Source organism: Salinibacterium sp. SWN1162, from assembly GCF_015864675.1.
Taxonomy (GTDB): Bacteria; Actinomycetota; Actinomycetes; order Actinomycetales; family Microbacteriaceae; genus Rhodoglobus.
The window spans coordinates 860,432-877,715 of record NZ_JADYWT010000001.1; the positions used below are offsets into that span (position 1 = coordinate 860,432).

General features: G+C 60.4%; 15 protein-coding genes. 8 read left to right on the forward strand and 7 right to left on the reverse strand.

All coding sequences use genetic code 11. The features are described 5' to 3' along the window. Positions 1–5 precede the first annotated feature (5 nt). The 3 genes from I6E58_RS04050 (at position 6) to I6E58_RS04060 (ending at position 4,127) form a co-directional block, all read left to right on the forward strand. Positions 6–1,298 (forward strand): ABC transporter substrate-binding protein, encoded by a 1,293-nt coding sequence (locus I6E58_RS04050; protein WP_197130647.1) that lies wholly within the window; start codon positions 6–8, stop codon positions 1,296–1,298. 130 nt (positions 1,299–1,428) lie between these two features. Continuing rightward, complete coding sequence (locus I6E58_RS04055; RefSeq protein WP_197130650.1) at positions 1,429–2,685, forward strand: ABC transporter substrate-binding protein; 1,257 nt, start codon at positions 1,429–1,431, stop codon at positions 2,683–2,685. A gap of 170 nt (positions 2,686–2,855) precedes the next feature. After that, the gene (locus tag I6E58_RS04060; RefSeq protein WP_197130653.1) at positions 2,856–4,127 is read left to right on the forward strand and encodes an ABC transporter substrate-binding protein; all 1,272 of its coding nucleotides are present in this window, start codon (positions 2,856–2,858) and stop codon (positions 4,125–4,127) included. A gap of 447 nt (positions 4,128–4,574) precedes the next feature. On the opposite strand, the gene I6E58_RS04065 is transcribed toward I6E58_RS04060, so the two are convergent. From I6E58_RS04065 to I6E58_RS04080, 4 genes are read right to left on the reverse strand one after another with little or no spacing between them, the layout of a single operon-like run. Beyond that, a complete protein-coding gene (locus I6E58_RS04065; protein ID WP_129072162.1) occupies positions 4,575–5,312 on the reverse strand; it encodes an ABC transporter ATP-binding protein in 738 nt (245 codons plus the stop codon). Continuing rightward, positions 5,309–6,268, reverse strand: coding sequence for an ABC transporter ATP-binding protein (locus tag I6E58_RS04070; protein ID WP_374189188.1), 960 nt, complete (start codon positions 6,266–6,268; stop codon positions 5,309–5,311). Before I6E58_RS04070 ends, I6E58_RS04065 begins: the two co-directional genes overlap by 4 nt. Before the next feature lie 4 nt (positions 6,269–6,272). Next, complete coding sequence (locus tag I6E58_RS04075) at positions 6,273–7,253, reverse strand: branched-chain amino acid ABC transporter permease (protein ID WP_197130659.1); 981 nt, start codon at positions 7,251–7,253, stop codon at positions 6,273–6,275. Positions 7,254–7,262: 9 nt separating this feature from the next. Then, complete coding sequence (locus I6E58_RS04080) at positions 7,263–8,543, reverse strand: branched-chain amino acid ABC transporter permease (RefSeq protein WP_197130662.1); 1,281 nt, start codon at positions 8,541–8,543, stop codon at positions 7,263–7,265. A gap of 279 nt (positions 8,544–8,822) precedes the next feature. On the opposite strand from I6E58_RS04080, the gene guaB reads away from it, so the two are divergent. Next, positions 8,823–10,325 (forward strand): IMP dehydrogenase, encoded by a 1,503-nt coding sequence (gene guaB / locus I6E58_RS04085; protein WP_197130664.1) that lies wholly within the window; start codon positions 8,823–8,825, stop codon positions 10,323–10,325. A gap of 135 nt (positions 10,326–10,460) precedes the next feature. Here the strand turns inward: guaB and I6E58_RS04090 are convergent, their stop codons facing one another. Both I6E58_RS04090 and I6E58_RS04095 read right to left on the reverse strand, forming a co-directional pair. Continuing rightward, the gene (locus I6E58_RS04090) at positions 10,461–11,276 is read right to left on the reverse strand and encodes an ABC transporter permease subunit (protein ID WP_197130667.1); all 816 of its coding nucleotides are present in this window, start codon (positions 11,274–11,276) and stop codon (positions 10,461–10,463) included. Then, complete coding sequence (locus I6E58_RS04095; RefSeq protein WP_197130669.1) at positions 11,273–12,187, reverse strand: ABC transporter ATP-binding protein; 915 nt, start codon at positions 12,185–12,187, stop codon at positions 11,273–11,275. The genes I6E58_RS04090 and I6E58_RS04095 overlap by 4 nt, the downstream gene beginning before the upstream one ends. Before the next feature lie 137 nt (positions 12,188–12,324). On the opposite strand from I6E58_RS04095, the gene I6E58_RS04100 reads away from it, so the two are divergent. Genes I6E58_RS04100 through guaA form a run of 4 tightly spaced genes read left to right on the forward strand, consistent with a single transcriptional unit; the run spans position 12,325 to position 16,384 of the window. Then, positions 12,325–13,446, forward strand: coding sequence for a GuaB3 family IMP dehydrogenase-related protein (locus I6E58_RS04100; protein WP_197130672.1), 1,122 nt, complete (start codon positions 12,325–12,327; stop codon positions 13,444–13,446). Positions 13,447–13,498: 52 nt separating this feature from the next. Then, on the forward strand, positions 13,499–14,329 hold the full coding sequence (locus tag I6E58_RS04105; RefSeq protein WP_231595139.1) for an SURF1 family cytochrome oxidase biogenesis protein: 831 nt from the start codon (positions 13,499–13,501) through the stop codon (positions 14,327–14,329). Positions 14,330–14,333: 4 nt separating this feature from the next. Then, the gene (locus tag I6E58_RS04110; RefSeq protein WP_129072154.1) at positions 14,334–14,792 is read left to right on the forward strand and encodes a DUF3817 domain-containing protein; all 459 of its coding nucleotides are present in this window, start codon (positions 14,334–14,336) and stop codon (positions 14,790–14,792) included. After that, a complete protein-coding gene (gene guaA, locus I6E58_RS04115; RefSeq protein ID WP_197130676.1) occupies positions 14,789–16,384 on the forward strand; it encodes a glutamine-hydrolyzing GMP synthase in 1,596 nt (531 codons plus the stop codon). Before I6E58_RS04110 ends, guaA begins: the two co-directional genes overlap by 4 nt. 74 nt (positions 16,385–16,458) lie before the next feature. On the opposite strand, the gene I6E58_RS04120 is transcribed toward guaA, so the two are convergent. Continuing rightward, the gene (locus I6E58_RS04120; protein ID WP_129072152.1) at positions 16,459–17,262 is read right to left on the reverse strand and encodes a Bax inhibitor-1/YccA family protein; all 804 of its coding nucleotides are present in this window, start codon (positions 17,260–17,262) and stop codon (positions 16,459–16,461) included. Between the last annotated feature and the right edge of the window lie 22 nt (positions 17,263–17,284).

The window sequence follows — 17,284 nt, forward strand, 5'->3', positions numbered from 1 at the left end:
GGGAAATGACGAGATCTCGTTCGACTCGAGCTGCGGTCGTCGCAGCGGTGGTCGCGTGCGCCCTTGCCGCCTGCAGCGCTCCCGCGCCGCCTCCGACGCCATCGCTTCCCGCAGTCGCGTCGGCCACGGCAACACCCGCCCCGCAAATCGTTCGCACGGGCGATGGCGTGCTGCGCATCGGCACGATTTTCCCCACGAGCGGCACCTTTTCCTTTTTAGCTCCCGCTCAGAAAGCGGGAGTAGCGGCTGCGGTGAAAGAGGTGAACGCTGCCGGGGGAGTGAACGGCGAGCCCGTAGAAATTGTGGCGGTCGACTCTGGCGAGGCCAAGAACACGAAGTTGGAGTCTCACTTCGCGACCCTCGTGTCGAAAGATGTCGACGTAGTAATTGGGCCGTCATCATCGGCACTGGCGCAGCGGGTAATTCCGCTGGCTATCGACGCACAAATTCCGGTCATATCTCCGGCCGCGACGTTCTCGAGTCTCGACGACGTTTTTGACGGCGGCTATTTTTTCCGCACTATCCCCGCGTATGACCAGCAGGCGTACGCACTCGCAGCTGCGCTCGCTGGCGGGGAGACTCCGAAGAAAGTCGCACTCGTGTATGTGGCGGACGAGCAAGGTGCGGCGCTTCACGACACGGTGGTGACTGCGCTCGCCGAGTATGACAGCGAGCTTGTGGCGGATAAAGTGTTCGAAAGTTCGACCACAAAGTTCGATGAGATCGTGGCGAGTCTGAAGGACTCGGCCCCCGATGTGGTCGTGGTTGGATCCACCTATGACTCGGAGAAGGCAACCAAAGCTCTCATCGAAAAACTCATCGGCGCTGGCTTCACCGGATCTGAGCTATGGCTCACGTCGCTCAACACGGGGGACTATTCACAGGCGTTCAAGAATGGAACCCTCAAAGGAGTTCGTGGAGTGATCGAGGGCTACCAGCCTGCCAAGTCGTTCATCTCCACGCTCACAGCAACAGACTCCACGCTCACCAGCTACCGGTATGCCGCTGAAGCCTATGACGCGACGATGCTCGCAGTGCTGGCGGCGATCGTCGCTCAGGATGACGCGGGCGCTGCGATTGCCGGTTCGCTCTATGACGTCTCAAAAAATGGCGTGAAGTGTTTGAGTTTTGCTGAGTGCCTTGATGTTCTCGCAACAACAAACGACATCGATTACGACGGGGTTTCTGGCCCGGTGAACTTCACACCGGACGGAAACGTTGAGCCCGCTTTCTGGGGCTATTACACGTATGACGGCGAGAACAAATTCGAGTACAAGAGCGGTGGCGTGTTTGGCTAGTTCGGGTGCCTCCCGCACCGGGGTGGCTTTTTGGGGTACGGATTGGCCCTCCAGAGTTCGCTTTTTCAGGATTGACCACTACCGTAACTATGCCGCTGTCTGTATTGGGCGGTAGAGAGGAGCGACTGTGATGACATCCGTTTTCGTAGGATCACCCAAGTCGCGCCGAACCCGCCGTGGGTTCGCGACAGTTGCTGGCGTACTCGCCGCTGTGCTCGTGTTGAGCGGATGCTCAGCAGAGGAGCCTGTTGAGGAGCGCCCCGCGCCCAAAGACCTCACACTGACGATCGGTGCACTCGTGCCTGAATCTGGGGCGCTCGACAAGTTTGGCCCCGCAGTGTCGGCGGCGATCGCTCTCGCGGCACAAGACGTCAATGACGCCAATGCCAAACTCGTCGTGAACGTAGAGACCAGCGACTCCGGCGACTCCAGCGACTCGACTCCCGAAGATGCAGCAACGGAGCTGCTCGATGCCGGCGCGACGGTGATCATCGGTGGTCTCTCGAACGGCATCTCAAAAAAAGTGGTCGACATGATCACTGCTGCCGGAGTCGTGGAGATCTCGCCGGCGAATGACTCTCCGGACTTCTCGAACTACGACGACAGCCAGCTGTACTGGCGCACCTCCCCGTCCTGCGCGCTCGAAGGTTCCGCGCTCGGGGCCGCTATGGCCGAGCGAGTTGACGGCTCTATCGCGATTCTCTCGGAGGATGCGTTGTGCGGCCCGCTTCTTCCCCGCGCCGTCAGTGAAACTTTCTTGCGGGGAGGCGGCGAAGTCATTTACCAAGAGACTATTAATGACAAGGCCACCGGCCTCACCGACACGATTGATGCTGCGATCGAAGCGAAGCCTGATGCGGTAGCAATTGTCGGTTCTAAGCAAGCCGAGAAGATCGCTAAGGCGTTCATCAAGGCCGGATACTCAGGAGATCAGCTGTTCTTCACCGGCCTCTCGCTTGGCGATCGCGACTCGGACTTCACCAAGGGAGCCCTCACTGACTCGATAGTCACCCAACCAGGGCTCGACATCGACACGATTACGGACTTCACGGACCGTCTGCTCGAAATAGACCCGAGCTTGAAGGACTTCAGCTACGCCGCCGAAAGTTACGACGCCGTAATTCTTGCGAGTCTCGCTGCATTGGTGTCACAAGACACCTCGGGTACAGCTATCGCAAGCGCTCTGCAAGAGGTGTCGGGCGGAAGTGGTGATGGTGAGGTTGCTCTCAACTTTGCGGATGCCGCGAAGATTGTGCTCGATGGCCGCACGGTAGATTACGACGGTGTTTCAGGCCCGATAACCCTCAGTGACAATGGCGACCCACAGGGCGCCATCATCGGGATTTACCAGTACGGTAGCGACAACGTGTACACCCGAATCGGCTAAGTAAAACCTGCGTTTTCCAAAAGTCTACGAATGGTAACGATTCGAAGAGCGTTACAAGGCTGTAGTACAGATGTATTGTGCAGACGTCTCGGGTGGGCATAGCTTGACAGTGTGGTGACACAGTGGTGCCACGTTTGATTCCTGAACACATTCGAAACGCAAGGAGCAACATGAGCGTATTCGCGAAGGCTACGGCCTCCCCTTCACGGTCCAAGCGGACCCTGTTGAGCGGTCTCGCAATTGTCGGTGCAAGTGCACTGGTATTGGCCGGCTGTGCAAGCACTGACGGAGAAACTTCCACAGGTTCCGAGGGTGGCGAACTGTCGCTGAAGCTCGGAACGGCACTGCCCGTAACCGGCAACCTCGCATTCCTCGGCCCGCCCGAGATCGCAGGAACCGAGTACGCAAAGTCGCAGATCAATGAAGCAGACGCCGGCATCCAGGTCGAACTGATTCAGGGTGACTCCGGTGACACCGACAACAAGGCATACGAGACTGAAATCCCTCGCCTGCTCGGTGAAGACGTTTCCGCAATTCTTGGTGCAGCATCCTCGGGTGTTTCGCTTCAGTTCATCGACCAGGTTGTTGGCGCTGGAGTAATTCAGTTCTCGCCGGCAAACACCTCGGCCGCATTCACGGACTACGACGACAAGGGACTGTACTTCCGTACCGCGCCTTCCGACGTGCTCCAGGGTGAGGTTCTCGGTAACCTGATCGCTGGCGATGGTCACGAGACCCTCGGCATGATTGTTCTCAATGACTCCTACGGAACCGGCCTCGCTGGCTACACGCAGGAAGCATTCGAAGCAGCCGGCGGTGAAGTTGTTTCGCAGCCCACCTACAACACCGGTGACACCACGTTCGATGCTCAGATCTCCGAAGTTCTTGCTTCTGACCCTGACGCCATCGCACTAATCACCTTCGAAGAAGTGTCGACCATGCTCCCGAGCATCGTCAGCAGCTTCCCCGCTGAGAACCTCTACTTCGTAGACGGTAACCTCGCGAACTTCGGTGACGAATTCGCTGCGGGCACCCTCACCGGCGCCAAGGGAACCCTCCCCGGCCTCAGCGTAGACACGATTGCCGACTTCACAACGTCGCTCAACGAGTTCTACGTAGAGTCCGGCCAGCCTGAGCTCGAAGAGTTCAGCTACGCAGCAGAGTCCTACGACTCGGTAATCCTTCTTGCTCTCGCATCGCTCGCAGCCGGCTCGACCGACTCCGCAGCAATTGCCGAGAAGCTTCAGGAAGTATCGGGTGGCTCTGGCAACGGCGAGAAGTGCACCACCTTCGCTGACTGTGCTGAAATCATCAACGGTGGCGGCGTAGCTGACTACGACGGCATCTCCGGTCCGATCACCTTCGACGACCTCGGTGACCCGACTGAGGCCAAGGTTGGTATCTACCAGTACGGCGACGACAACACCTACAGCGCTTTCTAAGTCTCACTGAGACCTAGCTTTCGCTAAGAGAAGGCCCCAACCCCTCGCGGGTTGGGGCCTTTTTCGTGTGCGGGACTGTGGTGGCGCGAACTGGGTCTTCCCTGTGGGCCTCGCGTGCCCTCTGAGGCGTGTTCACGAAGTCGGGTGCAGCGTTGCCCCGCGCATGTGTCGTTGAGTGACCCTGAAAGCGTTTCACTGTCATCACCGCACTCGAGTCAAACGTGAAACTGCATCAGGTCGCACTGTAAGCGCGTTACCCCGTCCCGACGTACTCATAGATGGTTCGGTACGAAACAACCGCTCAGAACGTCTCTGAGCGCTGCGGGCGCTGTGGTGGGGGAGCAGGATGCTGCTGTGTGGCCTTGCTTGAGCCTCACTGCCGCTCACGGCGCACCAAAAAGGCCCCATCCGAACGAATCCGGATGGGGCCTTATGTGCAGCGTGTGGCTAGGTGCCGAGGGTTCCCAGGTAGAGCCCGATGACCTTGGGGTCATTCAATAGCTCGCGCCCGGTGCCTTCGTAGGCATCGTGACCCTGGTCGAGAACGTAACCGCGGTCACAGATCTGCAGGCAACGACGAGCGTTTTGCTCGACCATGATCGTCGTAACGCCGGCCTTGTTGATCTCCGATACCCGGATGAACGCCTCATCCTGCTTCACCGGCGAGAGTCCAGCGGACGGCTCGTCGAGAAGAAGAACGTGGGGGTCCATCATGAGTGCTCGCGACATCGCGACCATTTGGCGCTCACCACCCGAGAGCGAACCCGCGCGCTGCTTCAAGCGCGATTTCAGCTCAGCGAAGATACCGGTGACGAACTCGAGGCGCTCGTCGTAGATCTTCGGGTTTTGGTACAGCCCCATCTGAAGGTTTTCTTCAATGGTCAGGCTCGGGAACACGTTGTTGTTCTGAGGAACAAAGCCAACACCGCGCGACACAAGCTTGTTTGCCTTGAGTCCAGTGATATCGTCACCGTTCAAACTGATGGTTCCGCCGCGAACCTGAACTTGGCCAAAGATGGCCTTCAGCAGGGTCGACTTGCCAGCACCGTTCGGTCCGATAATTCCGATGAGCTCACCCGGGTTGGCGACCAAGTTGCAGTCGTTCAGGATGTTCACGCCCGGGAGGTAGCCCGCGGTGAGGTCCTTGACGTGGACTACCGCGTTCTCGGTGGGGATAGCGTTCACTTGCCAGTCTCCTTGCGCTTAGCGATATTCTCGTCGAGTTCTTTTACCTCTTCGACGAGATCGATCGCGGCCGTGTTGAGCTCGCCTTCGATGCGGCCAGTGACCACGCCGAGGTCGACATCCTGATGCGAACCGAGGTACGCATCGATGACGGCTTGGTTCTTCATGACCTCATCGGGCGGCCCTTCAGCAACGACCTGGCCCTCAGCCATCACGATCACCCAGTCGGCGATGTGACGCACCATGTGCATGTCGTGCTCCACGAAGAGCACGGTCATGCCCTCGTCTTTGAGATCCAAGATGTGGTCGAGCAGCGACTGGGTCAACGCGGGGTTGACGCCGGCCATCGGCTCATCCAACATCACCAGAGTCGGCTGGCTCATGAGGGCGCGCGCCATTTCAAGAAGCTTGCGCTGACCGCCGGAGAGGCTGGCGGCGAAGTCTGACGACTTGGCATCGAGCTTGAACTTCTTGAGCAGAACGATCGCGCGCTCTTCGATCTCGGCTTCTTGCTTGCGCCAGAGAGCGGGAATCATGCCGCGGAAGATGTTCTCCCCGATCTGATCCTTCGCGCCGAGTTTCATGTTCTCGAGCACCGTGAGGAGTCCAAGAGCCTTCGTGAGCTGGAACGTACGCACCTGGCCAAGTCGTGCAACCTTGTGCGCCCCCATGCCCGCGAGGGAGTGACCGTCAAACGTCCACTTACCCGCGTCGGGCTTGTCGAAGCCGGTCAAGAGGTTGAACAGTGTCGTCTTGCCGGCACCGTTCGGACCAATCAACGCGGTGATCGCATTGCGGGGAATCTCGACGTGGTCGACATTGACAGCGGTCAGACCACCGAAGGTGCGACGGATGCCATCAGCGATGATGATCGGATCAACCTTGGCGACACCGGCAACGATCTCGCCCTTGTGAAGCCCTGTAGTTTTTGCGCGTTCCACCGGCGCAGCCGGCATGTCGTTACTTGACAAAGGTCAGCTCCTTCTTGTTGCCGAGGATGCCCTGTGGTCGGTAGATCACGAGCAACATCAGCGCCACACCCACAAGGATGAAACGCACCGTCTGCGACTGCGTCGTGGTCATGAACGGCAAGAGGCCGATGTTGACCATGGCGGGAAGCAGGTTGCTCAGGAAGGTTTGCACCGCCCAGAAGATCACTGAACCGAGAATCGGTCCAAAGATCGTCGCAGCTCCACCGAGCAGTAGTGCGGTGTACACGAAGAACGTGAGCGACGTCACATACACGCCGGGGTTTACCGACGCGGGCAGGGCGTAAATGATTCCACCCATCGCTCCGAAGACACCGCCGAGCATCAGCGACTGCAGCTTGTACGAGAACACGTTCTTACCGAGGGCGCGCACGGCGTCTTCGTCTTCACGAATTCCCTTGATGACGCGACCCCAGGGGCTACGCATAACGGCCCAGAGGATGAACGCGGCAAGCGCGAGTACGGCGATTCCGAAGATACGAACCCACCAACCGTTGGCGTTGTACTCCCAGGGGCCGAAGCCGTAGGTGCCATCCGGAATGGGGTTGAACGAGCGGAAGCTCGCGTGGTAGCCGCTCAGTCCATCGGCGGAACCGGTGTACTTGTCGAAGGTCGTGGTCAGGAACAACAGACGCACAACCTCGGCCGCAGCAATCGTCACGATCGCGAGGTAGTCACCGCGCAAACGCAGGGTGGGAATACCGAGGATGAGTGCGAACACGAGCGAGCCGCCGATACCGACGAGCATGCCGCCCCACCACGGGAAACCGAAGGTGAGGATTGAGATCGCGTAGCCATAGGCGCCGATTGCCATGAAGGCAGCCATACCCATGTTGAGCAGACCGGTGAAGCCGAAGTGCATAGCGAGACCGAGCGCCGCGAGGGCGTATCCGATCGTTGCGGGTGCAATCAGCGATGACCCGGTGTTGGAGAGAATTTGCAGAATATCCATGTGCGGCCCCTAACCTATTCTCTCTTTGCGACCCAGGATGCCCTGAGGTCTAAACAGCAGGATGACGATGAGTACTACGAGTGCACCCACATATTTCAGGTCGGACGGAATGAAGAGACTCGAGGTCTCCACAAGGATTCCGACGATGATCGAGCCGACCAGCGCGCCGAAGGCTGTTCCGAGTCCACCGAGGGTAACCGCGGCGAAGACGAGCAGCAGAATCTGCGCTCCCATGTCCCAACGGATGCCCGGGCGGAAGTAGGCCCAGAGAACACCGGCAAGGCCGGCCATCGCTGCGGCGAGAATCCAGACAACGCGCACGACCTGGTCGACGTCGATGCCGGATGCTGCGGCGAGCGACGGGTTGTCAGACACCGCTCGGGTTGCCTTACCGATCTTGGTCTTCACCAGCCACCACGCGAAGATCACGATCACGACGATGCTGACGACCATGCTGATCATGTTGGTTTGGCTAAGCGACACCGATCCGAAGAGCGGGATGTCGGGGGAGTCAGAGCCGGGCAGCTGCTCGGTTCCGCCACCGCGGAAGTACTGGAATGTGTAGCGCAGTGCCAGCGAAAGTCCGATTGAGACGATCATGAGCTGAACGACGCCGACGCCCCTCTTTCTGAGAGGTTTCCAGAGCCCGGCATCGAGAGTCCACCCGAAGCCGGCACTGAGGAGGACGGCAAGGGGGATCGCAATCCAGATGGGCCAACCGAGGTCGACCGAGACTATGAGCGCCATCACCGCACCGAAGGTCACCATTTCTGCGTGCGCAAAGTTGGAGAGCCCAGTGGTTCCATAGACGAGGGAGATGCCGATGGCAGCAAGGCCGAGCATCAAACCGAAGTTGACACCGTTGACGATGCGCTCAACGAACTGATCGAAGAAGCTCGTGACGTTTCGTTCACCGCGACCGATGAAGAAGTTCATGACGGTCGAGCCACTCGGGCCGATCATCGCTTCCTTCTCGTTGGGAGTGTCGTCTTCGCCGGTCTCGTCGATCACTGCAATGCCGTCAGGCAGAGTGGTTTCGTCGAGGGTGACGACGAACTCGTCGCCTTCGGGCACGCCTACTTTCCAGCGACCTTCAGCATCCGTGGCTACCTCAACCTCATAGCCGCCTCCGGAGACGGTGAGTAGTACACCCTCGAGAGCCTCGCTATTGAGCTTGACGTTACCGATGATGCTGTTGTCGTATTCGTCGACGTTGATTTCGTCGGCCATAGCTGGCAGGGACATCAGAGAGAAAGCGGCAGAAAGCGCAATAAGTAGCGCTAGGAGCACTCCCCATCGGTTTTTCCGCTGCGTGCGGCGATATTCCGCTGTGTTCACAGGACCTCCAGAGGGGTACCCGACGGAATCAAGAATCCCGCGGGTTCTGACGTGTCGACGGCAATGACGACACCGGCCGATTGCGGTCCGACATACAAATGCTTGTCGGGTACAAAGCGGTGAAGCCATTATGCGGGGGAATGTTCTGGCACGAAACCCGTTAATATTGATTGGCCGGAGATTTAACACAAGATCGCCGGTTTCGCACTCCCGCCGTAAGGAACATTTAACATGGAACAGCCAGACCCCTTCGGCTTCGTCGGCCTCACTTATGACGACGTAATGCTTTTGCCCGGGCACACCGACGTAATTCCAAGCGATGCTGACACCAGTTCACGTCTTACCCGCAGAATCCGCGTATCTTCGCCCCTAATCTCGTCGGCGATGGATACCGTCACTGAGGCTCGAATGGCTATCGCGATGGCTCGCAACGGTGGTCTCGGGGTGCTTCACCGCAACCTCTCCATCGATGATCAGGCTGCCTACGTCGACAAGGTCAAGCGCAGCGAATCCGGCATGATTACCAATCCGGTAACAACTACGCAACAAGCGACCGTTGCCGAAGTGGATGCCCTCTGCGGGCAGTTCCGCGTCTCTGGTCTTCCGGTTATCGAAGAAGACGGAACGCTCGTGGGAATCATCACGAACCGCGACATGCGCTTCATCGAACCTGAAGACATGGACTCGGTTCTCGTGCGTGACGTCATGACGACGACGCCTCTCATCACCGCTCCCGTCGGAATCGATCGCGAGGGCGCGATTGCTCTCCTTAACAAGCACAAGATCGAAAAGCTCCCTCTCGTTGACGAGGCCGGCAAGCTCAGCGGCCTCATCACCGTCAAGGACTTCGAAAAGACTGATCAGTACCCCAACGCCACGAAGGATGACGAGGGCCGACTGCGCGTCGGTGCTGCAATCGGATTCTTCGGAGACGCGTGGGAGCGTGCGGAGCGGTTGCGAGATGCGGGCGTTGACCTCATTGTCGTCGACACGGCCAACGGTGAATCCGCCGGCGTGATCGACATCGTTCGCCGTCTCAAGGCTGACTCGTCTTTCGACGCGATCGACATCATTGGCGGCAATGTCGCTACTCGGGCAGGAGCACAGGCTCTGATCGATGCCGGTGTGGATGCCGTCAAGGTCGGCGTCGGCCCCGGCTCGATCTGCACCACCCGCGTCGTCGCCGGTGTTGGCGTGCCGCAGGTGACCGCTGTCTACGAAGCGTCGCTCGCCGCACGCGAGGCCGGCATCCCGGTCATCGCTGACGGTGGACTCCAATACTCCGGTGACATCGCCAAGGCACTCGTGGCCGGTGCTGAAACCGTCATGCTCGGTTCGCTGCTCGCGGGAACCGATGAGAGCCCCGGCGACCTCATCTTCCTCAACGGCAAGCAGTTCAAGAGCTACCGCGGCATGGGCTCGCTCGGAGCCATGCAGACGCGCGGCAAGAAGACCTCGTACTCGCGTGACCGCTACTTCCAGGCGGATGTTCCCTCGGACGACCAGTTGATCCCCGAGGGCATCGAGGGTCAGGTTCCTTACCGCGGTCCGGTCTCCACGGTGATGTACCAACTGCTCGGTGGCTTGCGCCAGTCGATGTTCTACACCGGGGCTCGCACGATCCAGGAGCTGCAGCAGAAGGGCAAGTTCGTGCGCATTACTGCCGCTGGCTTGAAAGAATCGCACCCTCACGACATTCAGATGGTTGTTGAGGCACCGAACTACCGTCGCTAACAACGGCATGCTTGCTGGCGTTCACGCCAGAGAGCGAGTGGGCTAAATACGCAGAAGGCCTGCGGAAAGCAATTGCTTTCCGCAGGCCTTCGCTGTTGCGGGGGTCTCTGCTGTCACGTCACCGGCACGTGCGCACTAGGCGGACACGTCACGGCGGTTAAACACGAACCCGCCAATCGCCAGGGCGAGGGCTGAGATGCCGAAGAGGAGTGCGAGCGCACCCCCGTCGGCTCCGTTGCTGAGCGGCGAATCTCCGAAAGCCCAGTAGTAAGGGGAAAGGGCATGAAGCCACTCGACGTCAGCACTCTGATTGCCGAGCGAGTTCAGCACATAGCCAAGCAGGGAGATGGCTGCTGCTGCCGCGGAGGCGTAGGTGCGGCGACCGGTGATCGCGCCGACGGCGAGTCCGACGCTGGCGGCGAGCACTCCGAGAGCCAAGAGCGTGAGGCATCCGCCAATCACGTTGATCGGTTCGAGCTCGATTCCCGAGGAATCGTTGAGCGCGAGAATCAGCAGCGCCGAGACCACGGCGAGCCATGCCAGGCGCACGATCACGCCGAGGCTGCGTTCGACCATGATCTGTACCCGAGAGACGCCGTGGGCGAGCGTGAGTTCGAGAGAGCCCGACTCTTCGTCGCCCGCGATTGCCGCCGAGCTCCAGAGCGTGGCGGCGATCGTGAAGAGTACGAAACCGATCAGCCCGAGGTACGTGGCCTGCACATAACCGGCACCGCTGGCGAGGTCTTCGAACCCGAGCGTGCTTGCCAGCCCCTCGGGTAGTGAGTTGATGATCTCGTCGAAGCCGGCGTTATCGCCCGAGAACGAGGAGTACAGCGGCACGTAGAGAAAGATCGCGCCCGCGACTCCAGCGGTCCAGCCCAGCAGTCCGCGCCAAGAGTCGGCGAGGTTGCGTCGAGTGAGCGGAAGGATGGTGCGCTGCGACGTTCTCATTTGCTTGCCTCTTTCGAGTACAACTCGATGACCGAGGACTCAAGATCTTGCTCTTCGACCCGGAGGTCAACGACGTGGAAGGGAGCAATCGCCTTGACGAGGGCATCGATGTGTCCCTCGACGGTGCCCGTGACCTGAACCACCTCGCCCTCGGTGACAGTGAGGTGATCAAGGTTCGGCAGCGCGGCGAGCGCTGATTGGATGCTCGCTGCCGAGGCATCCGCGAAGTCGACGAAAACGCGGCGCACGGCGCTGGCGCGCAGGCTCGCGACATCGCCGACCTTGACGATCACGCCGTTGCGGAGGACGGCTACTTTGTCGGCGGCGTTCTGGATTTCGCTCAGCACGTGCGAGCTGAGGAACACGGTTTGACCGTTGTGCTGGGCTTCACGCACCATGCTCAAGAACTCTTGTTGAATAAGGGGGTCGAGGCCGCTGGTGGGTTCGTCGAGCACGAGCAGCTTGGGGTCGTGCATGAAGGCCTGAACGAGACCGAGTTTCTGTTTGTTGCCTTTGGAGAGCGTGCGAACGTGACGGGTGAGATCGAGCCCGAGTCGTTCGGCGAGCTCGTCAACGCGACCGGGGGCAACGCGCCCACTGATCTCTGCGTAATGCTTGAGCAGTGAGCGGCCGGTGACGCGGCCTTGAAGAAGCAATTCTCCCGGAAGAAAACCGATCTCGCGGCGCAGTGCAGCGCCACCGCTGAGCGGGGAGCGGCCGAGCACGGTGGCCTGGCCGGAGGTGGGGCGGATGATGTCGAGCAGCAACCGCATTGCAGTGGTTTTGCCGGCGCCGTTGGGGCCGATCATGCCGAACACGCTGCCGGTTTCGACGGCGAGATCCATGCCGTCGAGGGCAGTGTGGCGGCCGTAGCGCTTCGTGAGCGCCCGGGTTTCAATGGCGAGAGTCATGGGGGAGGCCGCAGCCTCGTCCTTTCGTGAGGTGACTCAGGGAAAATAGCCGTGAGCATTGCGTGCGCTGACGACGTGGTACTCATTGTCGCTGATGGGCAGGTATCAGCCCACCCCATGCGCGGTAGGCTGGAGTAGTGAATGATTTCGAGATTGGCCGCGCCAAGCGCGCTCGCCGCGTCTATTCCTTTGATGACATCGCTATCGTGCCCTCGCGCCGTACGCGGGACCCGCGCGATGTCTCGGTGAACTGGACGATTGACGCCTACACCTTCGACATCCCCGTTATCGCGGCTCCCATGGACTCCGTGGTGTCGCCCGCGACGGCTATCGCAATGGGAAAGCTCGGCGGCCTTGGTGTGCTCGACCTCGAAGGTCTCTGGACTCGTTACGAGAACCCCGAGCCCGTGCTCGAAGAGATCCGCAATCTTCCCGCCGACCAGGCGACCGCGCGCATGCAGGCGCTGTACTCCGAGCCGATCAAGCCGGCACTCGTGACGCAGCGTCTCGCCGAAATTCGCGAAGCCGGAGTGCCCGTCGCCGGCGCGCTCAGCCCGCAGCGTACGAAAGAACTTCACCAGACCGTGGTGGATGCCGGAGTCGACCTGTTCGTCATCCGCGGCACAACCGTCAGCGCCGAGCACGTCTCCAAGACGAGCGAACCCCTCAACCTCAAGGAGTTCATCTACGAACTCGACGTTCCCGTGATCGTGGGAGGAGCTGCTACCTACACGGCGGCGCTGCACCTCATGCGGACCGGTGCTGCTGGCGTACTCGTCGGGTTCGGCGGCGGAGCCTCCAGCACAACGCGGACTGCTCTCGGCATCCACGCTCCCATGGCCACCGCCGTAGCGGATGTTGCTGGCGCTCGCCGCGATTACATGGATGAGTCGGGCGGCCGTTACGTTCACGTCATCGCTGATGGAGGCCTCGGCACGAGCGGCGACATCGTCAAGGCGATCGCGGTCGGCGCAGACGCCGTCATGCTGGGCAGTGCCCTCGCTCGCGCGACGGAAGCTCCCGGTGGCGGTTACCACTGGGGTCAAGAAGCGCACCACTCCGAATTACCTCGCGGCAACCGTGTTGAAGTCGGTCAGCTTGCTCCTCTCGCCGAAATTCTTAATGGTCCGTCGGCTCACCCCAACGGCCAGTCGAACCTCATCGGTGCGCTTCGCCGCTCGATGGCCACGACCGGATACTCGGATCTCAAAGAGTTCCAACGGGTCGATGTGGTTGTCGCTCCCTACAACACGCTGTAGCTGAAACCGCGCGCTGAGCGAATGCTCGGCGCCAGATGCTGGAAGATCAACAATGGTCACACCCCGATCGACTGCTTCGGCGGCGTCTGCCGAACCCGCACCGGCAGCGGAGACGGCACCGGCGACGATGTGGGAGATTGCCCGTCGGCCGCGTTGGATCGGCGCACTCATTTTGGCGCTCGCGATCGCGGCGAGTTTCGCGGCTCTGGGGCAGTGGCAGTTGAGCCGCAGCCTCGAAGGTGGCGACATCACCGAGCAGCAGTCCGAAACGGTCGAGGTGCTCGACTCTGTCGCCACGGCCCAAGCTCCGCTTTCGTACCTGACGACCGGTCAAACGGTCACGTTCGAAGCCGAGTTGATCGCGGGTGACTACATTGTGCTCTCCGAACGTAACAACGATGTCGGGGGGCGCGGCTACTGGGTCGTGGGCCACGCCGTTGAGCCGAGCGGTGCCAGTGTGGCGGTAGCACTCGGCTGGGCTGCGACGTCGGATGCCGCGGCATCCGCTATCTCGCAGCTTGAGGCTTCGCCACCCGCGTCGACCATCACGGGCCGGCTGTTGCCGACTGAGTCACCGCAACAGTCCGACTTTGAGCAGGGGCAGCGCACGGCTCTTGCCGTCTCTGAACTCGTGAACCTGTGGGCTGAGGTGCCCGCCGGAACCTACGGCGGTTACGTGGTTAGTTTCGATGCTCCCGCTGGCCTCGAAGCGATCGATTCTCCGCCGCCATCGACCGAAGTTTCGCTCAACCTGCTCAACGTGTTTTACGCCGTGGAGTGGGTTGTGTTTGCAGGCTTTGCGGTGTTCCTCTGGTACCGCCTGGTGCGGGATGTCTGGGAAGAAGAGCGCGAAGTTTCTACCCCTGACCCGGCCGTAGACTAGAACCATGGCTCTCGGTCCCCGGCTTTCAGATATCCCCAACATTCGTCGCACCCTCAAGTTTTACAAGGTGTCGTCGATCATCACCGGTACCTTCCTGCTCGTGCTCTGTCTCATGATGGTGTTCCGCTATGGCTTGGGTGGCGATATCGAGCTCAACGGCCCCTCCGCTTTCTTGACGCTTACGCCGAAAGAGCTCGTGCAAGGCATCAACGTCTCGACGATCATCCTGATCGTTCACGGCTGGCTCTACGTGTTCTACGTGGCCGCCGACTTCATCCTCTGGCGCCTGACGCGGTATTCCTTCTTGCGCTTCCTTTACATCGCCCTTGGCGGTGTCATCCCCTTCCTCTCGTTCTTCCTTGAACGTCAGGTACCGCGCCTCGTTGAGACGAAGATCGCGAAACTCGAATCCGCTGCAGCTGCGAAAGCGGCCGGCGCTGACTCCGCAAAGGCAACTGCATGACCGATTCCACGGCCACCTCCGCAGACACGAATGCTCGACCCGTTCTCGTTGTCGACTTTGGCGCTCAGTACGCGCAATTGATCGCACGCCGCGTGCGCGAAGCCAACGTGTACAGCGAGATTGTTCCTCACACCATCACCGCGGAAGAGATTGCGGCCAAGAACCCGGCCGGCATCGTGCTGAGCGGTGGCCCGTCGAGCGTCTACGAGCCTGGCTCGCCCGACCTCGACCCCGGCATCCTCACGCTCGGCGTTCCGGTTTTGGGTATTTGCTACGGCTTCCAAGTAATGGCTCGCCAGCTTGGCGGCACCGTTGCTAAGACCGGACTGCGTGAATATGGCGCCACCGACATGACGGTTCAGGGCGGCGGCGGTTCGCTGCTCGCTGACCAGCCGAACGAGCAGACGGTGTGGATGAGCCACGGCGACGCTGTGACCGAAGCCCCGGAAGGCTTCGAGGTTCTTGCCAGCAGCGATGCGACTCCGGTTGCCGCGTTTGCGAGCAAGGAACGCGGTCTCTACGGTGTGCAGTGGCACCCCGAGGTAAAGCACTCAACTCACGGCCAGAGCGTGCTCGAAAACTTCTTGCACGATGCAGCAGGCATTCCTGCTGACTGGAACAGCGGCAACGTGATCGCTGAGCAGGTCGAGCGCATTCGCGAGCAGGTCGGTTCGGCTCGCGTGATCTGTGGTCTCTCGGGTGGAGTTGACTCCGCTGTTGCCGCCGCGATCGTGCACAAGGCCGTCGGCGATCAGCTCGTCTGCATCTTCGTTGATCACGGTCTGCTGCGTCAGGATGAGCGTCGTCAGGTTGAAGAGGACTACGTCGCCTCGACCGGTGTGCGTCTCGTCACCGTCGACGCCGTTGACCAATTCATGGATGCCCTCGCCGGAGTCACCGACCCCGAGACGAAGCGCAAGATCATCGGTCGCGAGTTCATTCGCAGCTTCGAGAAGGCTGCCGAAGCCCTCGTGCTCGAGAGCAAGGGCGGCGAAGACACCGTCAAGTTCTTGGTGCAGGGAACGCTGTACCCGGATGTCGTTGAAAGTGGCGGTGGAACGGGCACGGCCAACATCAAGAGCCACCACAACGTGGGCGGCCTGCCCGAAGACTTGCAGTTTGCTCTTGTGGAGCCGCTGCGCACCCTCTTCAAGGATGAGGTGCGCGCGATCGGTCGCGAGCTGGGATTGCCGGAGGTCATTGTTGGCCGCCAGCCCTTCCCTGGCCCCGGCCTCGGCATCCGCATCATCGGTGAAGTCACGCACGACCGTCTCGAACTGCTGCGCAAGGCTGACGCGATCGCTCGCGCCGAGCTCACCGCTGCGGGTCTCGACGACTCGATTTGGCAGTGCCCCGTTGTTCTTCTCGCCGACGTTCGTTCGGTGGGCGTGCAGGGCGATGGCCGCACCTACGGTCACCCGATCGTGTTGCGCCCGGTGTCGTCCGAAGACGCAATGACCGCCGACTGGACGCGCCTGCCATACGACGTGCTCGCCAAGATTTCTAACCGCATCACCAATGAGGTGGATGGGGTGAACCGTGTGGTTCTCGACGTGACGTCGAAGCCACCGGGAACCATCGAGTGGGAATAAGTCGTTAACGAAAAGCCCCCGTCACCCGGCTAATGCCGAGGTGACGGGGGCTTTGTCGTTAAGCGAGCGTGAAGTTAGTTGCGAATGATCGAGAAGAAGCGCAGCAGCTCGAGGTACAGCCAGATGACGGTGACCATGATGCCGAAGGCACCCTTCCAGCCGTACGCGCGGGGAGCGCGGTTGGCGACACCCTTCTGGATGTTGTCAAAGTCGAGAACCAGCGAATATGCGGCCATGATCACGACGAGCACACCGATGATGGCGCCGAGCGGGATTCCCATAAACGTGACATCGCGCAGGCCCTGAGCGGACTGAACCACTCCCGTAGCCATCAGAACGACGTTGAGAAGTGTGAACACCACATAGCCGATGAGGGCGATCATGAAGATCTTGGTGGCCTTCTTCGAGGCGCGAATCTTGCCGCTCGCGAAGAGGGCGAGAGTGACACCGACGACGGCAATGGTGGCGATGACGGCTTGAGTCACCACTCCGCCTGACGCATTTTCGAAGACACGCGAAATGCCGCCTACAAAAACGCCTTCGAACGCGGCGTAGGTGAGAACAAGAGCGCCAGATGGCTTCTTCTTGAAGATATTGACGAGCGCAAGGACGAAGCCAATGAGCCCGGCGCCGAGCCACAGCAAGGGGAGGGCGGGTACGAGCATCCAGCTCAACGCGGCGCCGACGACGAGAATCGCGAACGCGCCAACGGTCTTGGCAATGGTGTCTTCAACGGTCATAACATCGCCAGAAGCAGGAACTGCCTCACGGTTGTACATGTCGTTGAGCTGCTGGTTGGAGACCTGGTTCGCTACGGCGATTCCGCCGCGCGAGCTGAACGCAGCATCGCGGGAGAAAGCGGGGTTATTGAGTGCCATGATTCCTCTGGTTGGTGTGGTG

Bases quoted from the DNA above. Each gene is read 5' to 3' on its own strand.
- I6E58_RS04075 (WP_197130659.1), bottom strand. From the start codon at position 7,253: ATGGATATTCTGCAAATTCTCTCCAACACCGGGTCATCGCTGATTGCA.
- I6E58_RS04110 (WP_129072154.1), top strand. From the start codon at position 14,334: ATGGCTCTCGGTCCCCGGCTTTCAGATATCCCCAACATTCGTCGCACC.
- guaB (WP_197130664.1), top strand. From the start codon at position 8,823: ATGGAACAGCCAGACCCCTTCGGCTTCGTCGGCCTCACTTATGACGAC.
- I6E58_RS04050 (WP_197130647.1), top strand. From the start codon at position 6: ATGACGAGATCTCGTTCGACTCGAGCTGCGGTCGTCGCAGCGGTGGTC.
- I6E58_RS04105 (WP_231595139.1), top strand. From the start codon at position 13,499: ATGGTCACACCCCGATCGACTGCTTCGGCGGCGTCTGCCGAACCCGCA.
- I6E58_RS04070 (WP_374189188.1), bottom strand. From the start codon at position 6,268: ATGCCGGCTGCGCCGGTGGAACGCGCAAAAACTACAGGGCTTCACAAG.
- guaA (WP_197130676.1), top strand. From the start codon at position 14,789: ATGACCGATTCCACGGCCACCTCCGCAGACACGAATGCTCGACCCGTT.
- I6E58_RS04090 (WP_197130667.1), bottom strand. From the start codon at position 11,276: ATGAGAACGTCGCAGCGCACCATCCTTCCGCTCACTCGACGCAACCTC.
- I6E58_RS04120 (WP_129072152.1), bottom strand. From the start codon at position 17,262: ATGGCACTCAATAACCCCGCTTTCTCCCGCGATGCTGCGTTCAGCTCG.
- I6E58_RS04095 (WP_197130669.1), bottom strand. From the start codon at position 12,187: ATGACTCTCGCCATTGAAACCCGGGCGCTCACGAAGCGCTACGGCCGC.
- I6E58_RS04060 (WP_197130653.1), top strand. From the start codon at position 2,856: ATGAGCGTATTCGCGAAGGCTACGGCCTCCCCTTCACGGTCCAAGCGG.
- I6E58_RS04055 (WP_197130650.1), top strand. From the start codon at position 1,429: ATGACATCCGTTTTCGTAGGATCACCCAAGTCGCGCCGAACCCGCCGT.